This is a genomic window from Streptomyces kebangsaanensis (genome assembly GCF_001906585.1).
Classification (GTDB): domain Bacteria; phylum Actinomycetota; class Actinomycetes; order Streptomycetales; family Streptomycetaceae; genus Streptomyces; species Streptomyces kebangsaanensis.
The window spans coordinates 80,884-96,881 of sequence record NZ_JUJA01000033.1 but is presented as its reverse complement, the minus strand read 5'-3'; the positions used below and the strand labels follow the sequence as shown (position 1 = coordinate 96,881).

At 72.0% G+C, this 15,998-nt stretch carries 14 protein-coding genes and 2 pseudogenes; 7 read left to right on the top strand and 9 right to left on the bottom strand.

Annotated features, from left to right (window positions below; genetic code table 11):
• The 4 genes and pseudogenes from RH94_RS42205 to RH94_RS03730 form a co-directional block, all read right to left on the bottom strand.
• Positions 1–222: pseudogene (locus tag RH94_RS42205) on the bottom strand (TadE family protein); the annotation flags it as partial.
• Complete coding sequence (locus tag RH94_RS03740) at positions 219–1,478, bottom strand: AAA family ATPase (protein ID WP_073946217.1); 1,260 nt, start codon at positions 1,476–1,478, stop codon at positions 219–221. The gene RH94_RS03740 and the pseudogene RH94_RS42205, both read right to left, overlap by 4 nt.
• A 13-nt stretch (positions 1,479–1,491) precedes the next feature.
• The gene (gene cpaB / locus RH94_RS03735) at positions 1,492–2,199 is read right to left on the bottom strand and encodes a Flp pilus assembly protein CpaB (protein ID WP_073946216.1); all 708 of its coding nucleotides are present in this window, start codon (positions 2,197–2,199) and stop codon (positions 1,492–1,494) included.
• A 119-nt stretch (positions 2,200–2,318) separates the two neighbouring features.
• On the bottom strand, positions 2,319–3,167 hold the full coding sequence (locus RH94_RS03730) for a hypothetical protein (RefSeq protein ID WP_407697251.1): 849 nt from the start codon (positions 3,165–3,167) through the stop codon (positions 2,319–2,321).
• Between the two features lie 400 nt (positions 3,168–3,567).
• On the opposite strand from RH94_RS03730, the gene RH94_RS03725 reads away from it, so the two are divergent.
• From RH94_RS03725 to RH94_RS03715, 3 genes are all read left to right on the top strand, one after another.
• Positions 3,568–5,262: a chitinase gene (locus RH94_RS03725; RefSeq protein WP_199880861.1), complete on the top strand. Its 1,695-nt coding sequence runs from the start codon at positions 3,568–3,570 to the stop codon at positions 5,260–5,262.
• Positions 5,263–5,444: 182 nt separating this feature from the next.
• Positions 5,445–5,960, top strand: coding sequence for a SigE family RNA polymerase sigma factor (locus RH94_RS03720; protein WP_073946214.1), 516 nt, complete (start codon positions 5,445–5,447; stop codon positions 5,958–5,960).
• A 63-nt stretch (positions 5,961–6,023) separates the two neighbouring features.
• Positions 6,024–7,325 carry a hypothetical protein gene (locus tag RH94_RS03715; RefSeq protein WP_073946213.1) on the top strand — a complete coding sequence of 434 codons (1,302 nt, stop codon included), beginning with the start codon at positions 6,024–6,026 and terminating at the stop codon, positions 7,323–7,325.
• A 69-nt stretch (positions 7,326–7,394) separates the two neighbouring features.
• Here the strand turns inward: RH94_RS03715 and RH94_RS03710 are convergent, their stop codons facing one another.
• The 4 genes from RH94_RS03710 to RH94_RS03695 all read right to left on the bottom strand — a co-directional run bounded on the left by RH94_RS03710 (position 7,395) and on the right by RH94_RS03695 (position 10,353).
• Entirely contained in the window at positions 7,395–8,018 is a 624-nt protein-coding gene (locus RH94_RS03710) for a hypothetical protein (protein WP_073946212.1), read from the bottom strand.
• Positions 8,019–8,111: 93 nt separating this feature from the next.
• Entirely contained in the window at positions 8,112–8,522 is a 411-nt protein-coding gene (locus RH94_RS03705; RefSeq protein WP_073946211.1) for a RidA family protein, read from the bottom strand.
• A complete protein-coding gene (locus tag RH94_RS03700) occupies positions 8,519–9,283 on the bottom strand; it encodes an IclR family transcriptional regulator (protein WP_073946210.1) in 765 nt (254 codons plus the stop codon). Before RH94_RS03700 ends, RH94_RS03705 begins: the two co-directional genes overlap by 4 nt.
• Positions 9,280–10,353, bottom strand: coding sequence for a sugar kinase (locus RH94_RS03695; RefSeq protein ID WP_073946209.1), 1,074 nt, complete (start codon positions 10,351–10,353; stop codon positions 9,280–9,282). Before RH94_RS03695 ends, RH94_RS03700 begins: the two co-directional genes overlap by 4 nt.
• A gap of 135 nt (positions 10,354–10,488) precedes the next feature.
• On the opposite strand from RH94_RS03695, the gene RH94_RS03690 reads away from it, so the two are divergent.
• Positions 10,489–11,757 carry an amino acid deaminase gene (locus RH94_RS03690; protein ID WP_073946208.1) on the top strand — a complete coding sequence of 423 codons (1,269 nt, stop codon included), beginning with the start codon at positions 10,489–10,491 and terminating at the stop codon, positions 11,755–11,757.
• 26 nt (positions 11,758–11,783) lie between these two features.
• Positions 11,784–13,427, top strand: coding sequence for an N-acyl-D-amino-acid deacylase family protein (locus RH94_RS03685; RefSeq protein WP_073946207.1), 1,644 nt, complete (start codon positions 11,784–11,786; stop codon positions 13,425–13,427).
• 35 nt (positions 13,428–13,462) lie between these two features.
• Here the strand turns inward: RH94_RS03685 and RH94_RS42200 are convergent.
• Positions 13,463–13,606: pseudogene (locus tag RH94_RS42200) on the bottom strand (serine protease); the annotation flags it as partial.
• A gap of 910 nt (positions 13,607–14,516) precedes the next feature.
• On the opposite strand from RH94_RS42200, the gene RH94_RS03675 reads away from it, so the two are divergent.
• Positions 14,517–15,728, top strand: coding sequence for a pyridoxal phosphate-dependent aminotransferase (locus RH94_RS03675; RefSeq protein ID WP_073946206.1), 1,212 nt, complete (start codon positions 14,517–14,519; stop codon positions 15,726–15,728).
• A 102-nt stretch (positions 15,729–15,830) separates the two neighbouring features.
• On the top strand, positions 15,831–15,998 hold a 168-nt coding region (locus RH94_RS46950), incomplete at its 3' end, for an SCO4983 family protein (protein WP_456154162.1).

The following is a 15,998-nucleotide window of genomic DNA, read 5'->3' as shown; positions in this document are numbered from 1 at the left end:
GGGGGGCGCCGCCGTTCCCGCCCGTACCGCCTCGTCGGCGGCGTTCCCCGCGAGCGTGTACGTGTATCCCAGCAGCGCGCACTGCCACAGCAGCACCAGCGTGATGATGATCGTCGGTGCCATGCCGAGGAACTCGACGGCGACCTGCCCGCTGTCGGAGCGCAGCCGCCGCCGTAACAGCCGTGACCACGGCTCCCCCGCGCCCGCCGCCCTTGTCCTCATCGTCCTGCCTCCCTGCGCCGCCGGAAGCTCACCGACCCCCGGTCGCCACCCCGCGGCCGGCCGCCGCCCCTGTGGGCTCCCACGGGCGCCTTGACCATCCCGAGTTCGCCCGCGAGGCCCCACAGGGCCTGTTTGACCGTGCTCCTGCTGTCGAGCTCGTGGATGCGGCCGGCGTCCACCGCGCCCTGGAGTTCCTTGAAGGCCGCGGGGACGGCCGTCCCCGCCACCGCCGTGCCGGTGATCCTCCGGATGAGCGGCGGCTGGATCTCGGTGCCCCGGTTGTGGCGGTTGACCACGACCGTCGTCTCCTCGGCCTTGCGGATCTGCAGCCGGTCCCACATCCGTACGGTCCTCTTGGCGGCGCGCACCGCGACCACGTCCGGAGTCGTCAGCAGCAGGGCCGTGTCGGCCATCTCCACGGCCGCCGCGCTCGCCCCGCTCAGCTGGGCCCCGCAGTCCAGGACGACGATCTCGTAGCGGGAGCGCAGGGCGCTGACGATCTGGCGGGCGGCGCGGTCGGTGACCTCCTCGCCGCGTTCGCCCTCACCGGGGGCGAGCAGCAGCGCGAGTCCGGTGTCGTGGCGGAAGACGGCGTCGGCCAGGACGCGCGGGGAGATGTCGGTGATGGCGGCGAGGTCGACGACCGAGCGGCGGAACTGGACGTCCAGGTAGGAGGCGACGTCACCGGTCTGGAGGTCCATGTCGACCAGGGCCGTGCTGTGGCCGGACGCCTGTGCGGCGAGGGCGAGTTGTATCGCGGTGAGGGTGGCGCCCACCCCGCCCTTGGCCCCGCTCACCGTCACCACGCGCCCGCCGGCCCCGGTGAACACGTCACCGCCGTGGCCGAGGTGACGCCGTACGCCCACCGACCACTGGGCCACCGCCTGTACGCGGCTGGCCACTTCCTCGTAGCTCAGCGGGAGCGCCGCCAGGCCGCGCGCGCCGGAGTCCATCGCGGCGGAGAACAGGCCGGGGCTCGCGTCGGAGGTGATGAGGATGACGCCGACCGCCGGGAAGCGCAGGGCCACTTCGCGGATCAGCTCCAGGGCCGGAACGGGGCCGATCCGCTCGTGCACCACCACGATCTCGGGCAGTTCGTCGACGGACTCGGCGGCCAGGCGTGCGAGGGTGTCGACGAGCTGGGTGGAGTCGGCGACCGGGGGCGCCGGCTCGGCGTCGGGGAGCTGGCTGAGCAGGGTGACGAGGGACCGGGCCGCGTCCGCGTCGCCGACTGCCGGGAGGATCCTGGTGGGCATGCGTGCGGGCCTCTCACTTGTCTTTCGCGAGTTCGTAGGTCCGGTCCTTGTCCGGGACGCCGGGGTCGGTGCCGGGTGCGACCAGCGCGAGCCGGACCCGCTGGGCGAACGACTCGGCGTAGGTGATGCGCTGGGCGTCGATGGTGGAGAGCGCGAAGGTGATGGGGACGGCCTGGGTGGGCTGCTGGGTCCTGTTGTCGGCCTGGGGGTCCAGGGCGGTGATCCGGCCGACGTCCAGCACCCTGGCGTTGGTGACGATGATCTTGGACTGGGCGGGGTCACCCTCCCGCCGTCCGGCGAAGGTGGCGTACACGTTGACCGTGGAGCCCGGCGTGATCTTGCCGGCGACGCCGGTCGCCGCATCGATCATGATGGCGACCTCCTGCTGCCCCGGCTGCAGGGCGGGCTGGTTCACGATCATGTCGCTCTGCAGCAGGGAGCCCTGGCGCAGGGTGGTCACCGCGATCTTGCCCCGGATCCGGTCGAGGTCGGTCACGGCGTTCGGCGACAGCCACCGCTTGGGCATCTTGATCTTCTCGAACTGGCCCGTGTTCAGCGCGGTGTACGGCGGCACATCGGTCTTGAGCTGGTAGGCGGTGACCTCGGGGCCGACCTTGGACTTCACGTCGCTGACGACGGAGAGCACGCCCGCGAACGCGCCGAGGGCGCAGATGACGGACAGAATCAGGAGTATCACGCCGCGGCGCTGACGGGAGTTCATGAACCCTGCAACCTCATGGGGGTGTCGGTCGGCGGAGTCGAGCGGGATCGAACGGAGTCAAGCGGGATCGAGCGGGATCGAGCAGGGTCGGGCAGGTTCGGACGGCGGGGGTTCAGGGCTCACCCGAACCCGGTGGGTGCCGGGCTCTCGTGGACGGGCGGGACGGCGGAGCAGAAGACGCAGCGGTCTCCGATGACGTCGATGCCGCACCAGTGGCACACGCCCCGGCGCACCGAGGCGACGAGCTGGTAGAGCACCGACAGGTCGGGCAGGTAGGTGCAGAACTCGACCAGCTTTCCGGTCCCCCACCAGGTGGCGGACTCGGCCGGGAGCGGGACCTCGTGCAGTCCCTGCACGTGCCAGGCCGGGGCGAGGGTGGTGCCGACCCAGTCGGACTGGAGCCGGCCCTTGGCCAGCAGCATCCAGGTGCCGAAGTCCGGTCCGGCCAGGGTGGCTCCGGGGTCGAGCCTCACCAGCTGCGGCTCGGGGTGGGCGACGACGCCGAACTGGCTGCCGGGAACCCAGGACTTGGCGTGCGCCTTGAGGCCGACGGGAACGTGGTCGAGGCGGGCGACGGAGCCCAGGACCGCGCCGGAGTGGATGTAGTGGGTGAGCAGCCGGGCGGCCGAGGCGAGCACGCCGGGGCCGAGGTCGCAGGAGGCGAGCTGGCGTAACTGGCGGGCGAGGACGGCGAGCCCGAGCGGGGGCAGGTCGGGCCGGAACAGGGCGATGCGGTCGCTCTCCAGCAGGGAGCGGATCGTGTGCAGGCGGCGCGCGACCCCGCCGGGGGCGGCGCGCGAGCACACGACGACGACGTGCCCGTGGTGGTCGATCAGCGCCTGCACCCCGTCCAGCGTCTCCTCGAGCGGCCGGCGGTCCAGGTCCGGCAGGACGACGGCGGGCACGGTCCGTTCGTCCTGCGCGGGCAGCGCCATGTCGGCACTGGTCACAGCAATGGCAGTTGACACGCGCTGCTCCCCGTTTGACGCCTGTCGGCCCGCCGTCGTTCCTCCGGCGCACCGAGTTGACTTCACTGCGTGACTACCTCAGCACTGTATCCACGCCTCTACCGGCGGAGAACAGCGATTCCGCAGCCGAGTGGCAACTCTTGTTGCGCAAGTCGCACGAAAACGGGGCAGGTTGAGCATCCCGCCGCGACCCAAAAGCATGGGCCGTGTACGGGCAGTTGACTTCGGGCCCCGCTTGAGGCCGGCCCGGCGGGGCCCCGGGGCGCCCATTTGGTCTGGACCTCTTGACAGGAAGAATGGTCTGGACCAACTTGTACGACCAAGCGGTGGCCACCGTTTCCCAGTCCTCCCCTCCTTCCCCACTCCCCCACCGGAGGCCCCAGTGGACCGCGTACCAGGCATGCCCAGACCCGGCGGACGGCGGCTGCGCCTGTGGTCGGGAGCCGTCACCGCCGCCCTCGCCCTCTCCTTCGCCGTCACCGGCCAGGCCGCGGCGGCGGACGTCAACAACGCCAGGAACGCCGGCTTCGAGTCGGGCCTGAGCAACTGGACGTGCTCGGCCGGCAGCGGTACGACCGTCTCCTCCCCCGTGCACGGCGGCTCCGCCGCGCTGAAGGCCACGCCGGCCGGGCAGGACAACGCCAAGTGCACCCAGACGGTGGCGGTCAGGCCCAACTCGACGTACACGCTGAGCGCCTGGGTGCAGGGCGGCTACACCTACCTGGGCGCGACCGGCACGGGCACGACGGACGTGTCGACGTGGACGCCGGACTCGGCGGGCTGGAAGCAGCTGTCGACCGCCTTCACCACCGGTTCCTCGACGACCTCGGTGACGGTGTACCTGCACGGCTGGTACGGGCAGGCGGCGTACTACGCCGACGACGTCTCGGTCCTCGGCCCCGACGGGGGCGGCGGCGGTGACCCGGCCCCGACGGTCCCGGCGGCACCGGGCGGCCTGGCGGTGACGGGCACGACGTCCTCGTCCGTCTCCCTGGCCTGGAACACGGTCTCGGGCGCGACCGGCTACAACGTCTACCGCAGCGGCACGAAGGTCACGGCGGTGACCGGCACGTCGGCGACCGTGACCGGGCTCGCGGCCTCCACCTCGTACCCCTTCCAGGTCACCGCGGTCAACGCGGCGGGCGAGTCGGCGAAGTCGGCGACCGTGACCGGCACGACGACGGCCGGCGGCGGGGGCGGCGGCACGGGCCTGCCGAAGCACGTGGTGACCGGCTACTGGCAGAACTTCGACAACGGCGCGGCCGTCCAGAGGATCTCGGACGTCCCGTCGCAGTACGACATCATCGCGGTCTCCTTCGCCGACGCCACGAGCACGCCGGGCGCGGTGACCTTCAACCTCGACACGGCCGGCTTGAGGGGCTACACCGTCGACCAGTTCAAGGCGGACATCAGGACCAAGCAGGCCGCCGGCAAGAAGGTCATCGTCTCGGTGGGCGGCGAGAGGGGCACCGTCGCGGTGAACGACTCCGCCTCCGCGACGAACTTCGCCAACTCCGTGTACTCCCTGATGCAGACGTACGGCTTCGACGGCGTCGACATCGATCTGGAGAACGGTCTCAACGCCACCTACATGACGCAGGCCCTGCGCTCCCTGTCGGCCAAGGCGGGCCCGTCACTGATCATCACGATGGCCCCGCAGACGATCGACATGCAGTCCACGTCGGCCGGCTACTTCCGGACCGCGCTGAACGTCAAGGACATCCTCACGGTCGTCAACACCCAGTACTACAACAGTGGTTCGATGCTGGGCTGCGACGGCAAGGTCTACAGCCAGGGCTCGGTCGACTTCCTCACCGCCCTGGCCTGCATCCAGCTGGAAGGCGGCCTCGCCCCCTCCCAGGTCGGCCTGGGCGTCCCCGCCTCCACCCGCGGCGCGGGCAGCGGCTACGTCTCCCCCACCGTCGTGAACAACGCCCTGGACTGCCTGACGAAGCTCACCAACTGCGGCTCCTTCAAGCCGTCCAGGACCTACCCGGACCTGCGCGGCGCGATGACCTGGTCCACCAACTGGGACGCCACGGCCGGCAACGCCTGGTCGAACACGGTGGGCCCGCACGTGCACGCACTGCCGTAGCACGGGCCCCGAAGCGAGTGACGGGTGCCGGGTGAGCGCACAGAAGTGCGCTCACCCGGCACCCGTCGTCCTCGGGCCGTGGAAACAGTTCGGAACCGCCGTGAAACATTCCGGCGGGCCCAGCGCATCAAAGAGGCGAGAGGGTACGGACGGACCGAACGACAGACGGCACGGGGGAACGCATGAGAAAGACCCGCGACAACGGTTTTCCGGAGTTCGCGGCGGCGCGGGCCGGGCACCTGTACCGCTCGGCCTGTCTGCTCACCGGTGGTGACACCCATCTCGCCGAGGACCTGGTCCAGGAGACCCTCGGCCGGGTGTACGTCCACTGGAAGAAGGTCTCCCGCGCCGACAACCCGGCCGGTTACGCCCAGACCGTCCTCACCTGCGCCTTCCTCGCCCACCGGCGTCGCCACAGCAGCCGCAGGGAGCGCGCCACCGGCGTGCTCCCCGAGGTGCCCGAGCCGCAGACGGGCGGCGACGCGCCGCTGCGGCTGACCCTCCTGGAAGCACTCGGACAACTCCCGGCCAAGGACCGTGCGGTGGTCGTCCTGCGCTACTGGGAGGACCGCAGCATCGAGGAGACGGCCGCCGTGCTGAACGCCAGCTCGGCGGCCGTCCGGACACGCTGCGTCCGCGCCCTCGCCCGGCTGCGCGTGCTGCTCGGCGACTCCCTCGGCGAGTACGCGAGGTCCTGACCCGCTCCGGCCCACGACCGGATCATCGATCATCAACCAACGTTGCGGAGACGGCGGTTCGTCATGCCTGTTGCAGATCACGACCACGACCACGACCACGAGCCCGACCCCTTCGAGGAGCGGTTCGCCGGCGCCCTGCGGGACACCGGCACCGCGTTCGGAGCCGACGGGACCGACCGGCAGGACCTGGCCGCCCGCGGCGAGGCGCACGGGCGGCGGATGCGCTCGCGGCGGCGGGTCGCCGTCGCCGGCACGGCCGCCGCGGTGGCGCTCGTCGGGCTGGGCGGGGCCCTGCTCCTCCCCGGCGGGCAGGGGGACGGCGGACGGCAGCAGACCGCGGCGGCCGACCCGTCGTCCCGGTCCGCCTCCACCACTGCCCGGTCCGCCTCCACCGCTCCCCAGGCCCCCATGTCCGCCGACGACATCGTCCGCACCCTCGAGGAGCTGCTTCCCGAGGGGGGGATCAGCAGCGAGGGCGGCCACGTCACGGACAACGGGTCCTACGCCGGGGCCGTGTACGACGACGGAAGGGGCAAGGCCGCCATCACCGTGTCCCTCGACCGCGTGCAGCCCGGGAGCCGGGAAGCCCGCCAGATCACCCAGTGCCCCGACAAGCTGTTCGTCGCCTACGACGCCTGCACCACCACGAAGCTGTCCGACGGCTCCGTCCTGATGCTCTTCAAGGGGTACGAGTACCCGAACAGCCGCAGCGGCACGAAGCGGTGGACCGCCGAACTCGTCACGCCGGCGGGCGGGCACGTCGGCGTGCAGGAGTGGAACGCCGCCGCCGAGAAGGACTCGCCCGTCACACGGAAGCAACCGCCGCTCGACCTCGGTCAGTTGACGGCGCTCGTCACCGCGCACGAATGGCGTACGGCCGCCGACGCCATGCCCCTCGACAAGCGCTCCCCGGCCGGGCCGGACACGACACCGGCCACCCCCCGCGGCTCGATCTCGACCACACTCACCGCACTGGTGCCGGACGGGCTCAAGATCGTCTCCAAGAGCCCGCCGGACGACGACCAGTTCGGGTACCTCGTCCTGGACGACGGCAGGGGCAGGAGCCTGGTGCAGGTCAACGTCCAGCCCGGCATGCAGGACGTCGAGGACCAGTTGTTCGGCTCGGACGCCAAGGTCCTGCCCGACGGCACCAAGGTCGCCCTCCGCAAGCAGTCCGGTGACAAGGGCATCTCGGGGATCGTCTGGTGGAGCGTGGACACCATCCGGCCCGACGGTCTGCGCGTGGTGATCAGCGCCTTCAACTCCGGGGCCCAGAACACCCCGGCGACCCGCGAGGAGCCGGTGCTCACCATGGAGCAGATGGAGGCGATCGCCACCGACCGCACGTGGCTCACGCTCGGCTGATCTCCGGCGCGGTACCGGGCCCCGGCAGCCGCCCGGGCCCGGTACCGCAGGGGTCAGGAGTCGCCGGGGTCAGGAGTCCTCGGCGGGCGGCTCCTCCGCCGCGTCCTCGCCCGCCGCGCCGTCCTCGAAGTACGCGTCCAGGACCGCGTCCAGCTGCTTCTCCCACTCGGCGAAACGCGCCCTGGCCGGGGCGTCGACCTCGATCGGGTACCAGCGGCGGTCGGGGGTGTGGACGGTGACGGTGAACCGCTTGCCGAAACGGGGGGTCGCCGTCTCGACGGCGCCGATCTCGTCCCAGCGGAACTCGCACTGCTGGTCGTCGAGGGACAGGCGTATGCCCCTGTGGTCGGCGACGATGCCGGCCCGTCGGTCGGAGGCCTCGAAGACGGGGCCGTCCGCGGGTGGTTCCGCCTCCGGCTCGGGCTCCTCGGCGGGCTCCGCGTCCCGCGGGGCCGCGTCCTCGGGTGCCTCGTCCTCCGGGACCTCGTTCTCCGGGACCTCGTTCTCCGGGACCTCGTTCTCCGGGGCCACGTCCTTCGCCGCGGGCGGCTCCCCGGCCTCCTGCGGCCGGGCGTCCGCCGGTTCCGCGGGCGCGGGTGCGGTGAGGCCGGGGATGTACGCCGGGTCGAACCCGGCGCCCTTCACGGGCTCGGCCTTCAGGGGCCGGCTGCTCGAACCTATGCGCTGCTCCACAGCGGGCAGTATGGTCGAAGATCCTGTGACGGGCACAGCCAGCCCCGACTTCGTTGTTCGAAGATGCCCGAAGACGCCCGAAGACTTCCGGAATCAGCCGAGCACCGCGAGCGCGTCGATCTCGACGAGGAGGCCCGGGGGCAGGCCGACGTAGACCGTGGTGCGGGCGGCGGGAGGCTGGGTGAGGCCCTGCTCCTCGAAGTAGGCGTTGTAGACGTCGTTCATCTCCGCGAAGTGGTCCACGTCCGTGAGGTAGACGCGGAGCATCATCACGTCGTCCCAGCTCGCGCCGCCCTCCTGAAGGACCGCCTTGACGTTGGCGAGGGTCTGGAGGGTCTGCTCGCGCAGGGTGGGGCCGGCGGGCGTGGGCGGCCTGCCCTCCTCCGCGGGCAGGAAGCCGACCTGGCCGGCGACCTGGAGGATGTTTCCCTTCCTCACCCCGTGGGAGAACGCGGCGGGCGGGGTGGTGTGGGTGCTGGGAGTGAGCGCGGTCTTCTCGGTCATTCGGCGGTGCCTTTCGCTGGCGTTCTTCCGGAGTACTCGCCGCTGATCGCGTCGGCGGTACGGCGCACCAGCGGGAGCAGGGTGAGGAGTTCGTCGGCGGTGACGACGACGTTCGGCGCGGAGACCGACATCGCGGCGACCACCCGGCCGTCGGCGCCTCGGACGGGCGCGGCGACGCAGTTGATGGACTCCTCGTGGCCGCCGAGGTCGGTGGCCCAGCCCTGCTCGCGCACTGTCGCCAGCTCCTTGAGGAAGGCGGCGGCGTTCGGCGTCGAACGGGCCGTGTACATCGGATAGTCGAGCCTCTCCGCGACCGCGCGCCGCTCGGCCTCGGGCAGGTCGGCGAGCAGCAGCTTGGCCACGGCGGCGACGGTGATGGCGACGGGCCTGCCGATCCGGGAGTACATGCGCACCGGGTAGCGGCCGTCCACCTTGTCGATGTAGAGGACCTCGCCGTCCTCGTGGACGGCGAGGTGCACGGTGTGCCCGCACGTCTCGTTGAGGCGTACGAGGTGGGGGTGGGCGATCTCGCGGACATCGAGGCTCTCCATCGCCTCCTGGGCGAGGGCGAAGAGCCGGGCGCCGAGGCGGTAGCGCTGGTCGGACTGGCGGTAGACCAGGCCGTGCTCGTGGAGGGTGCGCAGCAGCCGCAGGGCGGTGGACTTGTGCACACCGAGCCGGTCGGCGACCCGCCCGAGGTCGGCGGGGCCCTCGGCGAGCAGCGGCAGGATGCTCAGCGCGCGGTCGACGGTCCGGCTCATGGTGTCCGTACCTCCTCGTCGTCCCCGGCCGTGGTACGCGTCGTCCAGCCGGGGCCGAGTCGCAGTCTCCCCCACGCCTCCTCGTCCAGGGCGGCAAGGCGGTCGGCGTGGTCGCGGACGGGCGGCCTGGCGAGGTCGCCGGGGACGGTGAGGGCGGCGGCGGCCATCAGGTGGCCGTGGCGGAGGCGGTCGCGGACGGGCAGTCCGCGCAGGGTGGCGGAGAGGAACCCGGCGGCGAAGGCGTCGCCGGCGCCGACGTGGGCGACGACGTCGACCTTCGGGGCCCGGACGAACGCCGCGGTGCCGTCGCCGTCCTCCAGGCCCTCGGTGTTCCTGTCGCAGGCGGTCGCTCCGCCCGGTCCCTGCTTGACGACCACGATCTCCGGTTCGGGCAGCGCGTCGAGGACGGCCCGTCCACCGTGCAGGCCCCACGCCTGGCGTGCCTCGTCGTGGCCGACGAACACGATGTCGGCGCGGCGCGCCAGCTCCAGCAGCACGCGCGGCCCGTCGGCGTCCCTCCACAGTCCGGGCCGGAAGTTGACGTCGAAGGAGACGAGCGGGCGGCCGGGGCCGGGAGCCGTCAGCTCGCGCAGCAGTTCCAGGCAGTCGTCGGAGAGCGCCGCGGTGATGCCCGACAGGTGCAGCACGCGGCAGGCGTGCAGCGCCGCCGTGTCGACGTTGCCGACGGCCATCGCGGAGGCCGCCGAGCCGGCGCGGTAGTACGCCACCTCGTGCGCGTCGCCGGCCCGGTCGCCGGCCGTGCGGAAGTAGACGCCGGTCGGGCGGTCGGGGTCGCGCCGTACGGAGGTCACGTCGACGCCGTACGACCCGATCGCCGCCACCAGGTGGTCGCCGAAGCCGTCCGCGCCGACCCGGCTCACCCAGCGCGCCGAGTGCCCGGCGGCGGCCAGCGCGCAGGCGACGTTGGACTCGGCGCCGCCGATGGCGCGCTCGAAGGACGGCACGTCGGCGAGGCGGCCCGGACGGGAGGGCAGGAACGTGACCATGGACTCGCCGAGCGCCGCGACGTCCACCACGTCGGTGCCGTTGCGGGATCCGTCGGCGGTCACGATGCTCGTAGCTCCTGGGTCGTTCGGGTCGCGGGGCCCTTCGTTGACCTCGCCTGGCCGGGATGCTAGACAGCGTTGAGCGATATGCGCAATGACCATTGCAAGGAACGCAACACACCTGATCAGGGAGGTTCCATGAGCACCGAGGCGCTGGCCCGTCTGGCCGAGGAACGCGTCGACCACCGCTTCAAGGGCCTCCCGCCGGACGCGGACGGCCTGACCGTGGGCGAGCTGGCCGCCCAGCGCCGCAACCTGTTCACCGGAGGCTTCGCCACCCCCGTGCTCGCCCTCTCCGCCGAGCGGCTGGAGCACAACCTGCGGCTGATGGAGACGTACGCGGACCGCCACGGTCTCGCCTTCGCCCCGCACGGCAAGACCTCCATGGCGCCCCAGCTCTTCCACCGGCAGATCGAGCACGGCGCGTGGGGCATCACGCTCGCGACGCCGCACCAGGTGTGGGTGGCACGGGCGTTCGGCATCCGGCGGATCTTCCTGGCCAACGAGCTGGTGGACCCGGCCGCCCTGCGCCGGCTCGCCGCCGAACTGGCCGCCGACCCGGCCTTCCGCTTCGTCTGCTACGTCGACTCCGTGCGCGGGGTGGAGCTGATGGACGCGGCCCTGGAGGGGGCCGGAGGGCGCCCGGTGGACGTGGTCGTCGAGCTGGGCGCCGGGGAGGGCGCGCGGACCGGCGTGCGCACGGAGGCCGAGTGCGCGGCGGTCGCCGACGCGGTGGCGGCCACGGACACGCTGCGGCTCGTCGGGGTCGCCGGATACGAGGGCGAGATCCCGCGGGCCGACCCGGAGCGGGTGCGCACGTGGCTGCGCCGGCTCGTCGCGCTCGCCGTCGACCTCGACAAGGCGGGGCGGTTCGCGCGGGCCGACGAGGTCGTGGTGAGCGCGGGCGGCAGCGCCTGGTTCGACGCGGTGGCCGACGTGTTCGCGGAGATCCCCGAACTCTCCCTCCCCGTCCTGAGGTTGCTGCGCTCGGGGGCGTACGTCTCGCACGACGACGGCCACTACCGGAAAATCACCCCGTTCAACCGCGTCCCGGAGGAGGGCGCCCTGGAGCCCGCCTTCCGCCTGTGGGCGCAGGTCGTCTCCCGCCCCTCCCCCGACCAGGCCTTCGTCAACGCGGGCAAGCGGGACGCGGCGTACGACCTCCACCTGCCCTTCGCCCAGGTGGTGCGCCGGGACGGCGTCGAGCGTCCGGCGACGGGCATCGAGGTCACCCGCCTGTCCGACCAGCACGCCTGGCTGAGCACCGGGCCCGGGGCGGACGTGGAGGTCGGCGACTGGATCGGTCTGGGGCTGTCCCATCCGTGCACGTCCTTCGACAAGTGGCCGCTGATCCCGGTCGCGGAGGCGGACGGCACGGTCGTCGACTACATCCGTACGTTCTTCTGAGAGTTCTCGGGACAGGAGGCGCCCCCATGGATCCGGTGGAGCTCGCCGACTTCGCCGATCTGGCCATCCGGGACGCGGACGTCGTCGACGGCACCGGCGCCCCCTCCTACCGCGCCGATGTCGCGGTCAAGGACGGCAGGATCGTCTCGATCGTCAAGGAGGCCGCGGCGGCCGGCTGCCAGCGCCCGCGGGCGAGGCGGGAGCTGGACGCGGAGGGCCTGGTCCTGGCCCCCGGCTTCATCGACATGCACGCCCACAGCGACCTGGCCCTGCTGCGCGACCCCGACCACAGCGCGAAGGCCGCGCAGGGCGTCACGCTGGAGGTGATCGGGCAGGACGGGCTGTCGTACGCGCCGGTCGACGACCGCACGCTGGAGGAGGTCCGCCGGGCGGTCACCGGCTGGAACGGGTACGGCGACGACATCGACTTCGACTGGCGCTCGGTGGGCGAGTACCTGGACCGGCTGGACCGCGGCTTCGGCGGCGAGGGCATCGCGGTGAACGCCGCGTACCTGATCCCGCAGGGCACGGTCCGCGCGCTCGTCGTCGGCTGGGAGGACCGCGCGGCCACACCCGAAGAACTGGACCGGATGCGGCAGGTGGTCGCCGAGGGCATGGAGCAGGGCGCCGTCGGCATGTCGTCGGGGCTCACCTACACGCCCGGGATGTACGCGGGGGACGCCGAACTGACCGAGCTGTGCCGGGTGGTGGCGGAGCACGGCGGCTACTACTGCCCGCACCACCGCAGTTACGGGTCCGGTGCGCTTCAGGCGTACGAGGAGGTGGTGGCCCTCGCGCGCGAGGCGGGCTGCCCGCTGCATCTCGCGCACGCCACCCTGAACTTCGGCCCCAACGAGGGCCGCGCGCCCGAGCTGCTGGCGCTGCTGGACGACGCGCTCGCCGCCGGTGCCGACATCACCCTCGACACCTACCCCTACACCCCCGGCAGCACCACCCTGGCCGCGCTGCTGCCGAGCTGGGCGGGCGAGGGCGGTCCCGAGGCGGCCCTCGGCCGGCTCACCGACGACACCGCCGCCGCACGCGTCCGCCACGACCTGGAGGTGGCCGGCTCCGACGGCTGCCACGGCGTGCCGGTGGAGTGGGACACGATCGAGATCTCCGGTGTCACCGATCCCGCGCTGGCCGAGTACGTCGGCCGCACGGTACGGGAGTCGGCGGACCGGCGCGGTGAGGAGCCCTGGGCCACGGCCCGCCGGCTGCTGGTCGAGGACCGGCTCGGCACGACGGTCCTGCAGCACGTCGGCCACGAGGAGAACGTCCGGGCGATCATGCGCCACCGCGTCCACACCGGCGGCTCCGATGGCATCCTGCGGGGCGCCAAGCCGCATCCACGGGCGTACGGCACCTTCCCGCGGTATCTCGGCCGGTACGTCCGGGAGTTGGGCGTGCTGTCGCTGGAGGAGTGCGTCGCGCACCTCACCGGGCGGGCGGCGGCCCGGCTGCGGCTGCCGGACCGGGGCGTGGTCCGCGAGCGGTACCGGGCCGACCTGGTGCTGTTCGACCCGGCCACCGTCGCGCCGGGCGCGACCTTCGAGCGGCCGCGCGCGCTGCCGGTGGGGATTCCGTACGTCCTGGTCGACGGCCGGTTCGTGATCGAGGACGGGCGGCGCACGGACGTACTGGCGGGACGGGCGGTCCGCCGGAGGTGAGGCGCGACCGCCCGCAGTCGACCGCCGTGACGGGGTTACGGCTTGGGCAGGGTGCAGCCGCTCCTGTTCAGGTCAAGCTGGTTGCCGGCGGCGAAGCAGGCGGGGATCTGGTAGGTCTGCTGGGCGTAGTTGATGCCCTTGCGGACGGTGATGTTGCCGCTCGCGTCGACCTCGCAGGGTTGGCAACTGCTCGTCGGGAATGTGTACGAGGTCGGTTTAGCTCGATCGTGTGATGGTCGGCTGGCAGCCTTGCGGTGCTCTGGGCCGGTCGGGGTAGCGTTGCCGTGCGATCTGGGACGCCGGGTGCGGTGCCGGCGAGCGGGGCCCCTGCTCCACCAGAGAGATGGTTCAGGGCCTCCCCGTCGCCTCTGGCCGTACCCACAGGCCAGGTCGTGAGGGACTCCGCCCGCCCGGCCCGGACCACGGACAAGATCCGTGTCGCCGCCCGGGATGCGAAAGCGGACGACCAGTGCGCCCAACTACCGTTCGGGGCGTGCGGCTGACCGGACTCACTCCCGCTCAGTTCCCAGGAACGGTTGTTCACGGTGCAGCGGCCGCCGCTCTCCTCACCGATGCTGTTGACGGCGAAAACCTTGCCGAGCGACGGGGCCGGTCTCCAGGCAGCGGCCATTGGTGAACACGAGCACCGGGTGGCTGTCCGCGGAACTGGGGAGGCGGACGACCGGGCCGGAGCAATTGCTGAGCGCGGCAGCGCTGACGAAGTCGACGGCCAGGGCGCGGGGGCCGCACTGACGGATTTCTGGGCGGAGCCGCGCCGCCGGCTTCCTGCGCGGGCGCGGCGACCGCGGGTGCCGCACCGGCCCCGGCGATCACCAGGGCGAACAGTGCGGCGACGAGAGGCTTTCTCATGTGGGGTCCCCTCTTGCGACGGGGGCGACCGGAGATCCTCCGGCCACCCGCTTTTTTGTCATGTGCATTGTGAGCACAGAGGGGTGGGTGAACAAGGGCGCGACGCCGGACCGTAGGGCTTTCCCTGCCCGCGCGTCGGCGGCGCGCGCCGACACGCGGATGTCTCACGTGGCGGATAACACGCGCCACGGGGCGTTACCCGGCCGTAAGCTCCAGGGCATGCAGGTGACCCAGTCGACCAAGCTCGCCAACGTCTGTTACGAGATCCGGGGCCCGGTGCTCGAGGAAGCGATGCGGCTCGAGGCCGCCGGTCACCGCATCCTCAAGCTGAACACGGGCAACCCGGCCGCGTTCGGCTTCGAATGCCCGCCGGAGATCCTGGAGGACGTCCTCCGCAACGTCTCCACGGCCCACGGCTACGGCGACGCCAAGGGCCTGCTGGCCGCGCGGCGCGCGGTCGTCATGCACAACCAGACCCTCGGCATCGAGACGGACGTCGAGCACGTCTTCATCGGCAACGGCGTCTCCGAGCTGATCGTGATGGCCATGCAGGGTCTGCTGGACGACGGCGACGAGGTCCTCGTCCCGGCGCCGGACTACCCGCTGTGGACCGCCGCCGTCTCCCTGGCCGGGGGCACCGCCGTCCACTACCGCTGCGACGAGCAGTCCGACTGGATGCCCGACCTCGCCGACGTGGAACGCAAGGTCACCGACCGCACCAAGGCGATCGTCATCATCAACCCCAACAACCCCACCGGCGCGGTGTACGACCGGGCCGTGCTCAAGGGGCTGACCGACATCGCCCGCCGGCACAACCTGCTGGTCTGCTCCGACGAGATCTACGACAAAATCCTCTACGACGGCGCCACGCACACGCCGACCGCGAAGGTCGCCCCGGACCTGCTGACCCTCACCTTCAACGGCATGTCCAAGGCGTACCGGGTGGCCGGCTACCGGGTCGGCTGGATGTCGATCTCCGGCCCTCGCGCGCACGCCGACTCCTACATCGAGGGCCTGACGATCCTGGCGAACATGCGCCTGTGCGCGAACATGCCGGGCCAGCACGGCGTGGTCGCCGCGCTCAGCGGGCGGCAGTCCATCGACGACCTGGTGCTGCCGGGAGGGCGGCTGAAGGAGCAGATGGACACCGCCTACGAGATGCTCACGCAGATCCCGGGCGTGACGTGCGTACGGCCGAAGGGGGCGCTGTACCTCTTCCCGCGCCTGGACCCCGCGGTCTTCAAGATCAAGGACGACCGGCAGATGGCGCTGGACCTGCTGCGCCGCGAGAAGATCATGATCGTCCAGGGCACCGGCTTCAACTGGCCCGAGCCGGACCACTTCCGGGTTGTCACGCTGCCCACGGTCGGCGACCTGCGCGACGCCGTGGAGCGGATCGGGAACTTCCTGGAGGGCTACGGCCAGGCCTGACGCTCACCCTCGGTGCGCGTACGGACCGATTCCGCGAACCGCCTCAACTTTAGACGAGTTCTAAGCTAGGATGCCTTCTGTCAGCGCACAGGAGGTCATCCCATGTATGAACCGATACGCACCGGGTCCTCCGGCACCTCCTCCGACTTCCCGCACCGTTCCCGTGAGGAGGAGCTGGACATCCAGCTCGCGGGCCATCTCGCGGCACTGCTCGCCGTCACGGACGAGCTGCGCAGCCTGGCCCCGTCCGCCGACCTGGACACGGCGGCC

Excerpts from the sequence above, each read along its gene's own strand:
- cpaB (WP_073946216.1), bottom strand. The coding sequence starts at position 2,199 with ATGAACTCCCGTCAGCGCCGCGGCGTGATACTCCTGATTCTGTCCGTC.
- RH94_RS03715 (WP_073946213.1), top strand. The coding sequence starts at position 6,024 with ATGCCTGTTGCAGATCACGACCACGACCACGACCACGAGCCCGACCCC.
- RH94_RS03705 (WP_073946211.1), bottom strand. The coding sequence starts at position 8,522 with ATGACCGAGAAGACCGCGCTCACTCCCAGCACCCACACCACCCCGCCC.
- RH94_RS03740 (WP_073946217.1), bottom strand. The coding sequence starts at position 1,478 with ATGCCCACCAGGATCCTCCCGGCAGTCGGCGACGCGGACGCGGCCCGG.
- RH94_RS03690 (WP_073946208.1), top strand. The coding sequence starts at position 10,489 with ATGAGCACCGAGGCGCTGGCCCGTCTGGCCGAGGAACGCGTCGACCAC.
- RH94_RS03725 (WP_199880861.1), top strand. The coding sequence starts at position 3,568 with ATGCCCAGACCCGGCGGACGGCGGCTGCGCCTGTGGTCGGGAGCCGTC.
- RH94_RS03685 (WP_073946207.1), top strand. The coding sequence starts at position 11,784 with ATGGATCCGGTGGAGCTCGCCGACTTCGCCGATCTGGCCATCCGGGAC.
- RH94_RS03675 (WP_073946206.1), top strand. The coding sequence starts at position 14,517 with ATGCAGGTGACCCAGTCGACCAAGCTCGCCAACGTCTGTTACGAGATC.
- RH94_RS03720 (WP_073946214.1), top strand. The coding sequence starts at position 5,445 with ATGAGAAAGACCCGCGACAACGGTTTTCCGGAGTTCGCGGCGGCGCGG.
- RH94_RS03700 (WP_073946210.1), bottom strand. The coding sequence starts at position 9,283 with ATGAGCCGGACCGTCGACCGCGCGCTGAGCATCCTGCCGCTGCTCGCC.